General features: G+C 51.5%; 6 protein-coding genes. All 6 read left to right on the top strand.

Features of this window, described 5'->3' with window-relative positions; all coding sequences use genetic code 11:
• Window positions 1-543: 543 nt before the first annotated feature.
• A complete protein-coding gene (locus tag PHV74_12685) occupies window positions 544-2313 on the top strand; it encodes an FAD-binding protein (GenBank protein ID MDD5095214.1) in 1770 nt (589 codons plus the stop codon).
• A complete protein-coding gene (locus PHV74_12680) occupies window positions 2310-3104 on the top strand; it encodes a 2Fe-2S iron-sulfur cluster-binding protein (protein ID MDD5095213.1) in 795 nt (264 codons plus the stop codon). Before PHV74_12685 ends, PHV74_12680 begins: the two co-directional genes overlap by 4 nt.
• A gap of 125 nt (window positions 3105-3229) precedes the next feature.
• The gene (locus tag PHV74_12675; GenBank protein MDD5095212.1) at window positions 3230-4453 is read left to right on the top strand and encodes a CoA transferase; all 1224 of its coding nucleotides are present in this window, start codon (window positions 3230-3232) and stop codon (window positions 4451-4453) included.
• Window positions 4454-4624: 171 nt separating this feature from the next.
• Window positions 4625-7012: a pyruvate formate lyase family protein gene (locus tag PHV74_12670; GenBank protein MDD5095211.1), complete on the top strand. Its 2388-nt coding sequence runs from the start codon at window positions 4625-4627 to the stop codon at window positions 7010-7012.
• 270 nt (window positions 7013-7282) lie between these two features.
• Entirely contained in the window at window positions 7283-8485 is a 1203-nt protein-coding gene (locus PHV74_12665; GenBank protein ID MDD5095210.1) for an ABC transporter substrate-binding protein, read from the top strand.
• A 157-nt stretch (window positions 8486-8642) separates the two neighbouring features.
• Window positions 8643-9008: a helix-turn-helix domain-containing protein gene (locus PHV74_12660; protein ID MDD5095209.1), complete on the top strand. Its 366-nt coding sequence runs from the start codon at window positions 8643-8645 to the stop codon at window positions 9006-9008.
• Window positions 9009-9125 lie beyond the last annotated feature (117 nt).

Below are 9125 nucleotides of genomic sequence, written 5' to 3'. Positions count from 1 at the left end.
CGCTGTTGCCCAGGATGGGGTCATCGAACAGGCTTAACCATTCCTCTACCGCCCGGTTGCTGGTGATCACGAAACTGGCGCGATGATGTCGGCTGATAATGAGTTCGTAGAGATCGGCGGATTGTTGGGCGCTCAGGCGCTGCAATCCGAAATCATCCAGGATGAGCAGATCGGGGACCAGAAAGGAGCGGACGGTCTTCTCCAGGGTGTGAAAAGGGAGCAGTGACCGAGGCTCAAGGCCAAGACCAGACAGCCTAAAGTGAATGAAGGGAGCGGGATCATTTGATATAAAGTGACTTTGGCTACGTTAGTCACAATAACTCAGGGGCAATTGTGCTCTTCGGAGATGGCAAGCTCATTGGGGCTGGGAATTGGTTTCAACAGACCATTAAGAAGCACAACTTGTTGTTCGATTTTGCAACTCGCTACCAGTGTCTGGGGCAATACAATGTGGGATGACTGCATCACGAAGCAGATGACAAGTACGTGGGGGAAGATCAACCCCCCGATAGTTTTCTCTGAGGAGTCTGAGGAGGTAGTAAAATGTTTGAGAAATCTTCTGCCAAAGTAGAGGTGGCGGGGCCCGTTGCGGCTCCGACACCAAAAGTCCTTGAGACAGATGTCCTGGTAATAGGAGCCGGGATTGCTGGCCTGACAACCGCAATTGAGGCAGCGGACAACGGTGCTAAGGTTATCATCGTTGATAAGGGCCCATTTGCGTGGAGCGGATCTTCAGGAATAAATTGGGGCTACTGGTTTTTGAGTGAACTTGACAACCCGTCAGCGCCAAATAATCCCGACGCGATGTTCAAATGGCTACTGCGTTGGAACGAGGGGATAGCGAACCAGAAGAATTTGCGAAGCCTAGCCGAACGTATTTTCTCGGAAAAACGAGCTCTCTGGAGTGAGAATACGGGCTCGCTTTGTGTGAGGGTTCCTCCTGACAAGATCCTTCTCCAGAGTGGTACCACGGGGGTGCCTTATGCTACCTATCCGTGGATGATGGGCCACGAGGTCATGAAACGCGGTATTCCCATATTTGAGAGAACCATCATCACCAGACTTCTCACCGACAACGGCGCAGCCGTCGGGGCCACGGGAGTAGATATCAAAACCAGTGGCTTCATTATCTTCAAAGCAAAGTCGACGGTCCTAGCCACAGGCTCGTTTGGATGGTTGTATGGTTGGGCGGGGGTTAGTGCATTCTCACCGGTACAACCAGAATGCACGGGTGATGGGCATGCTTTGCTATATTACGCCGGAGCGGAATTAGCGAATATGGAGCAGAGCAGTGGAGCAATGAGGCAGTTTTATCCGGCTACTCTCGCAGGATCTTTTGGCGGCGTGCTGGTTGCCCCTTTATATGGACAGCTTAATAAGGCAATCTGCAATAAAGATGGAGAATACTTCCTAGAAGAGAGAAGTACAGGTGGGTCCGGTTTAAAAGAGTTGGGATCGCAGCGGAGCCGTCGCGGTTCCCTGTACGAAACGATAGGGAAACAAATAAGAGAGGGGAAGGGGGGACCGAATGGAGGGGTTTTCTATAATGCGAAGACTTACTGGGAAACTAATTCCTATAAGGCACGTTTGGTCGTAGCGAAGGAAAAACTCGGATGGGATGCGTGTGCGGAACTAATCGAAGTCGCACCATCTCTCTATGATTGGGGAATGGGATCCTTAGCACAGGCTGTAATAGATGAAAAACATGAAACCACTGTTCCAGGGTTGTATGCCGTTGGGCTCGGTACTACCGCCTGGGATGGCAATGCGTGGGGATTGCAGGCCGGAAAATCCGCTGCCGCAAGAGCTGCTGGAATTGAAAAGCAAGAAATGGATTTCAAGCAAGCTTCTGAGGAGCGTAATAGGGTCTACAATATCCTAGAGAGAAAGCCAAAAAATCCGCTTAGATCACACGTGATTCGGCATCGTGTGCAGAGACTTGCGCCGAAGTATATTGGCCTTGATAGGACAGACGGGGGGCTGAGAGAGTGTATCGCCGAGCTTGAGCGCATCAGGAGGGAAGACTATCCAAGAATGTGGGTGGCATTAAAGACACGTACATGGAACCGAGAGTTTGTTGAAGCACTGGAAACGGAATTTATGATCGACGTCCAGGAGATGGTCGCCAAGTCTGCGCTTATGCGGACTGAGAGCAGGCTTAATCATTTCAGGGTCGATTATCCGGAGGAGGACAACGCGAACTGGTTGGCAAACGTTTGCATCAAGCAGGTCAACGGCAGAATGGTCGTTGAAAAGAAGCCAATTGTCTGGACAGAGGTTTCACCTGAACAAATCAGGGAGGTATTGAAATGACCGATAGAGTTTTAGCCACAGTTTTCAGATATGATCCGGCCACAGATGTCAAGCCATACTATAAGGTATACGAGATCCCGTGGAAGCAATACCTGTCGGTGCTGGAAGTTCTGGTCTACATCTACGAAGAGTACGAGGGTATAGCTTTTGATTACGGTTGCCGAGGTATATGGTGCGGTCGCTGTGGTGTAATGGTCGACGGAAAACCAGTGCTGGCCTGTATGTCGCCGGTTAATCCGGGCAAGATCACTATAGAGCCATTGAAAAATCTCCCTGTTATCAGGGATCTGGTGGTGGATCGAGGCAAGATTAAATCGAAGCTACATAGCATTATGCCATACCTCCGAAGGGAAAAGCCGATGGAGGAAATGCCAAGCGTCTCCTTTGAAGCATACGAAAAGATGTGTGGGCTATATCGATGCACGGAATGTATGCTGTGTTATACGGTATGTCCAGTGATAAACGACGACATGGACCTCACTGAATTCTGCGGTCCAGCCGCCTTGTTGAAGATAGCGCTGCGTTTCTATGACCCGAGGGATGAGGCTGACAGGGTGGCACAGGCAGTTGAGGAAGGCCTGGGACATTGTACTATGTGCGGCTTGTGCCACGACGTCTGTTATTTAGGTACAGAATCTGTGAAAGACCTGCCAAACTCGTTCGGTCCATCTGAACTCTTCTATATTGATCACCTAGCCGTGTTTGAGGATTTGCGCAAAGCCGCCAAAGGAAGAGGACTGCTAGGGAAAGAATCTGGCGCTGTCCATCACACAGCACAAAAATCGCCGTGATGTTCGGAAAACGGGAGCAGAAGTGTGAAGATTGACTAAACCGAGGCGAAGGTGGGTTTGATTTCGAAGTTGAACCAATACAAGATTAGACGGCGCAAAACAAGGGGCGCGAAGGAGTTTACAGAATGTTGCCGCTAGAAGGAATCAGGGTCCTAGATCTCTCTCAAGCTATTATGGGCCCGCTAGCATCAGGCATGCTTGGTGATATGGGAGCCGAGGTTATCAAGTTGGAGCCGAGATATGGTGATCTAATGAATGGGCTTCGGGTTTCTAATAAGGTTAGCAGTCCTTCAGACGCGCTTACTACAGCTAGTCACTTGCGCTGCAATCGCAACAAAAGAAGCATAGCCGTTGATTTGAAAAAGGAGAAAGGCAGAGAGATACTAATTAAGCTGGTAAAGTTGAGCGATGTTTTTTTGCTCAACTTCCGCTCGAGCGTGGTGGAGAGGATGAGGCTAGACTACCAAACCATATCCACGTACAACCCACAAATCATCTATGCATGGCCTACGGCATATGGGCTGGAGGGTGATGACAAAGATCTGCCGGCGTTTGACCTTTCGGGACAATCAAGAAGTGGATTAGTCAAGCACAACGGACCATCCAACGAATCACCCCGGCCAATTGCCACACCTGCCTGTGACCACGCAAGTGCCTTGTATCTAGCCTATGGTATTATGGTGGCATTGTTTTTCCGAGAGCGAACGGGAATAGGTCAGCAGGTGGGCACATCTCTTCTGGCATCAGCGCTTTCCGTCCAAGCGCAGGAGATGAATTATTATCTCTTGAGTGGTCAGCTACCGCCGAAATACCCGAGAGGAATTGGGCTCGTATCTGGTTTATACATGATTTTCAAGGCCAAAGATGATTGGCTAGCTATCACCGGGGTTCCGGATAAAAGGTGGCCTGCTTTTTCCAAGGCCATGGGCATTGAGCATCTCAACGATAATCCTAAGTTCGCCAGCGCCAATGCCCGAGTTGACAATCGCGACGAACTGGTTACTGTGTTGGACCAGATTTTCCTCACAAAGTCTAGAGATGAATGGCTGAAGCTGTTTAAGGAGGCAGGTTTTGGGTCAGTCACGCGTGTCAACAGCTATGCTGAAGCCGCGATTGATCCTCAGGTTGTGGCCAACGGATATATTTGTGAGATCAACGATCCCCGGCGGGGGCCCACAAAGATCGTCGGCATCCCGGTGCAACTCAGCAAGACACCGGGCAAGATCCGCAGTTCTTATCCGGAAGTCGGAGAGCACACCAACGACATTCTTCTGAGTTTGGGCTATAACTGGGAGGAAATAGGTAGGCTCACGTCAGAAGAAGTCGTAGGATTTCTAGCAAAGGATTGAACTGTGAAGTCTCTGACACGTGACCCGCGACAGAGACTTCTCCAGCATAAATTCGCAGAGCAGTGTTAGAACAGCCCGCCAGTGCCTCCAGTGACTGAGTGATAACGTCGTAAGAATGGCAGCCAACAAAAAGCCAGATTGCTTAAGACTCTTTTCAAAGGAGGGGATGAAATGATGAGTTATCAGGTAATGGAGAAACCGGCACTGACCGATAAGGTCAAACGGGTAAAGGATAGTTTTTTTGAAAGCGAGGTGAGGTTGTCCACGGAGCGGATCAGGTTCGTGATAGAGGCCTACAGAGAAGCCGGTGGAGAATCCTCGATTATAACTAGGGCAAAGGTATTCGACAAGTATCTGAGGGGGATGACGCTGTACATTGACGAAAACCCTATCGTAGGTAGCCTCACCCAATACCCCCGGGGCGTCAATCCGTATCCAGAATGGTCCACTAACCCGATGAGAATGTCCCGGAAAACCTCATTCGGCCAGGTCAGCTTGAATGAGGAAGAGGTGCGACATATCGAGGAGGCGGTGGCCTATTTCAGGGATAAGACGCATGCATCCAAGGTGACCAGCATCTTTCAGACGTTGACAGGCGTGGATCGTCGCGATCTGAACCGGCATGGCATTCTTGCCGATTCTGCCGGAACCCCGATGGGGTTCTGCAATCCCGACTATGGAAAGGTCTTGGGAAAGGGCCTAGAAGGCGTGATCGAGGAGGCGGAGCAGGCGATGGCCAGGGTTGCCCCCGATCTGCATGACGATTTCAGCCGGCTGGATTTCTACCATGCGGTGATCATCACTGCCAGAGCGGTAATTGCCTGGGCCCAGCGATATGCCATTCTGGCTGAGGAGATGGCGGACAAGGAAATCGATGCCGAACGAAAGGCAGAATTGCGGCGAATCGCCAAGACCTGCCGCCGGGTACCGGCCAAGCCCGCCAGAGACTTCCGTGAGGCCATCCAATCGTTCTGGTTCATTCATGCCGCGGCTTGGATAGAGGCTGCCGAGCCCGGCATTGCGCCTGGGCGCTTCCCCCAATACATGTATCCCTTCTACCGGAAGAATATTGAAGAAGAGGGCATTACACGAGAAGAAGTCATTGAGCTTCTGGAACTGCTGTTCATTAAGTTTTCTGAGGTGGGAATATTTGTGGGCGTACTCATGGGTACGGGAGCACAATTGCACACGGGCCAGACCATTGCCTTGGGTGGATTCACTCGCGATGGCCAGGATGCCAGCAACGAGATTGATTTCCTGGTTCTGGAGGCCGACAGCCGGGTGCGCATGCTTCAGCCAAGTACCGTGGTGATATGGCACAACCGGCTGTCCCACGAATTCCTGATGAAATGCGCTGAAGTTGTGAGAGTCGGCCTGGGGAAACCTTGCTTCATCAATGGTCACATTGCCGTGGAGCGTCACCTTGACCGTTGGAAGGACTGCTCTCTGGAGGAGGCATATGATTTCGCAGTTGTCGGTTGCGTTCAAACCGGGCCAGTTCACGCTATCGATAGTGCATGGGGTGCCCTGATCAATTTTCCCAAGCTACTGGAGATGACCCTTAACAACGGGATCGATCCTATCTCAGGCAAGCAACTGGGTCTTCAAACAGGGAAGGTCGAAGATTTTCAGACCTATGCGGAATTGAACGCGGCTCTGAAGAAACAGCTTGCCTATTTCGCCGAACTGGGCAGAAAGGCCAGCTGCATCGCGGAGAATGTCGACGCAGCGTTTTTGCCAACCCCCTTTGCTGCTTCTCTGACAGATGAGTGTCTGAAAAGGGGCAAGGATATTCTCGCGGGCGGCGCCAAATTCGGCAGCGACGCCGATTGCTTGGTTGGCGTGGTTGATGTGGCCAACTCTATGGCGGCGATAAAAAGACTGGTATTCGAGGAAGAGAAAATCACCATAAAAGATCTACTCGAAGCCCTGCGGGTGAACTTCGAGGGATACGAGGCTTTGCACCATCTGCTTCTGTCAGCTCCCAAATATGGCAATCAGGACGACTGTGTGGACCGCATCGTGAGGGAATTCTATGACGAATTCATGAAAGAGGAGCTTACATATAAGTCGCATCTGGGAAAGGCTGATGGCAGGCCTCATGGGGTTGTGGTTGCCATACACAGCTGGTATGGAGGGTTGGTCGGAGCACTTCCCAGCGGGAGAAAGAAGGGAGTGACTCTCACTGATGGCACCACGTCTGCTACACCCGGAACCGATCGAAACGGACCCACTGCGCTGATCCACTCCGGTGTTGTAGCCATGAATCCGGTCAAATACAGCTCCAACATCTTCAATTTGAAGTTCCACCCATCTGCTTTGGCCAACAACGAATCGCTTGAGAAGTTGCTGGCCCTTATCAAGACTTACATGGAGTTGGGAGGCAATCACATACAGTTCAATGTGGTGGATGCCCAAACCCTGCGAGAGGCCCAGAGCCACCCCGATCAATACAAGACCCTGGTGGTCAGAGTGGCCGGATACAGCGCGTTCTTTGTCAATCTAGACCCAAACGTGCAGAAGGAACTGATAGATCGCACTGAACTGAGGTTCGCTTAGGCAACAATCTTGACGGAAATCTCAAAGATGAGGGCGGCAACCCCGTATAATTCAATGGGGCTGGTGTCTGCGATTGCATCCCGTGGGCCATCTTTATCAATCCGGCTCATGGGATGCAATGAGTTCGATGAAGGGAGGTGACTATACAGACAAAATGACTTCACGTTTGGAATTAATCTGCAGCAGGCAAGGTTTCCGAGAGTATTAAGCCTCATGTGTGTCTATGTATCTGGAGTATCGAAGAACCAAATATGTTCAGGAGGATTGAAAATGCGACCGAAAAGGAATCTTTGGTGCGAAGTGTTGATACTAATGTTGGCCCTGGTATTGATGGTGCCCCTCCTGGCGGCCTGCGGTGACGATGATGAAGAGGAATCGACAACCCCTGTAGTAACAACAACAACCCCTGCACCGACTGTCTCCAGTGAGCCTGTGAAGATCGGCGTCCTTTCGCCTTATTCCGGGCCGTATGCTGCGGCTGGCGCTCTGGGTGATGAGGCCATAAGCGTGGTCATGAAACAGGTGGAAAAGATGGGGGGCATTCTGGGGGGTAGGTCTATCAAGGTCATAAAATTCGATGACCAAAGTCAGGTTGCAAACACCAAGGCTGGCTACACAAAGTTGGCCCAGAATGAGAAGGTATCCGCAGTCCTTTTCGGAGGGGGAAGCTCACCCCAACTAAGCGTTGCTTCGGATGCTGCCGAAGAGGTTAGGGTCCCAGTGTTTAGTTTAGGTGCCACGCCTAAAGACATAAGTGACAGACCATATACAGTGCGCACCGTGATGCCGAATTTGGCTGATGTTGGAGACTCGGTGGTAGATTTTATTCTCAATAAGCTCAAGCCCAAAACTGTAGCCCTTCTGTGCATGGACGACGTCGAGCTACGTGACGAGAATCGTGCGATGCGGCAAAAACTAGAGGCCGCTGGCGTGAACGTTAGCTATGAACAGTACGTTCCTCAGGGAACCGTCGACTTGTCGTCCTACCTTACCAGGGTCAAGTACGAGAACCCCGACATCCTTCTTACAAATTTTGCATCGGAGCAGTGTCTTACTATCCTCATACAGATTGTGGAATTGGGTGGCTGGGGCAATATCAAGTGGGTCAGTTGGAGCGCAGCGTCAGCCTCCAGAATCTCGGTGAAACCGGAGGCTGCTGAGGGCACCTATCACTGGGTATACTGGGTGCCAGGACTTAATTATCCCGGGGCCAAGGAAATGGAGCAAGCCTATTTGGAAACCGTCGGGCATCTCCCCTCGACAGCTGCCCACTACTACGCGTTTTGGGTATGTATAAAGGCCATAGAGCTGGCTGGCTCGGATGACCCGGTAGAGATAGCGAAGGCAGCCCGCTCGGGTGATCTGCGTTGGGAATCGCCAGGGGGGCCGTATACTATCCAGCCTGATGGTGTCCATTCTAACGATGGAGAGGTTCTAATATCCAAAGGGGGTAAGCTAGTTCAGGTTGAGTGAGTAGGCGCGCTGACACACGGTGTATCCGTACTCGGGAACTGATGACAGGAGGGCATAACAATGCCATAGACAATTCAGCCTGGTCAAGAATTAAGGCTAGTGTAGTGGCTCCGTAATATCTATACAATATCCTTCTTGTGTGGTATCATCGAGGTATGTGAAACCTGCCAACGCCTTGGCGATGACGGATGAACAGAGAAAGACCTTGGAAGCATGGACTAGAGCGCGAACGACTCCGCAGAGGATAGTGTTGCACGCACGGATTTGTCTGATGGCGGCAGGAGGGAGGTCGAATAACGCCATCGCGAGGGAGTTGGGCACATCTCGTGCCACTGTGATCCTCTGGAGGAAGAGGTTTCAGGAACAGGGATGCCATGGAATCTCGATTGATGCCCCGCATGGCACCAGCCCACGCCGCTTGAATGCCGATAAGGAGAAAGCCATCGTGGAAGCGACGTTGCATACAAAGCCGGCCGGGGAGACACACTGGTCGACGCGATCGATGGCTCGCGCCAGGGGGTGAGCAAGTCGACTGTGCAGCGGATATGGGATGCTCACGGATTGCAGCCCCATCGAGTCGAGACATTCAAATTGTCCAAAGATAAGCGCTTTGTGGAGAAGCTTACCGATGTAGTAGGAG

It is taken from the genome of Dehalococcoidia bacterium, assembly GCA_028711995.1.
Classification (GTDB): Bacteria; Chloroflexota; Dehalococcoidia; order SZUA-161; family SpSt-899; genus JAQTRE01.
Note: the sequence above shows the minus strand (reverse complement) of the source record. Positions and strands in the feature narration are given on the sequence as shown.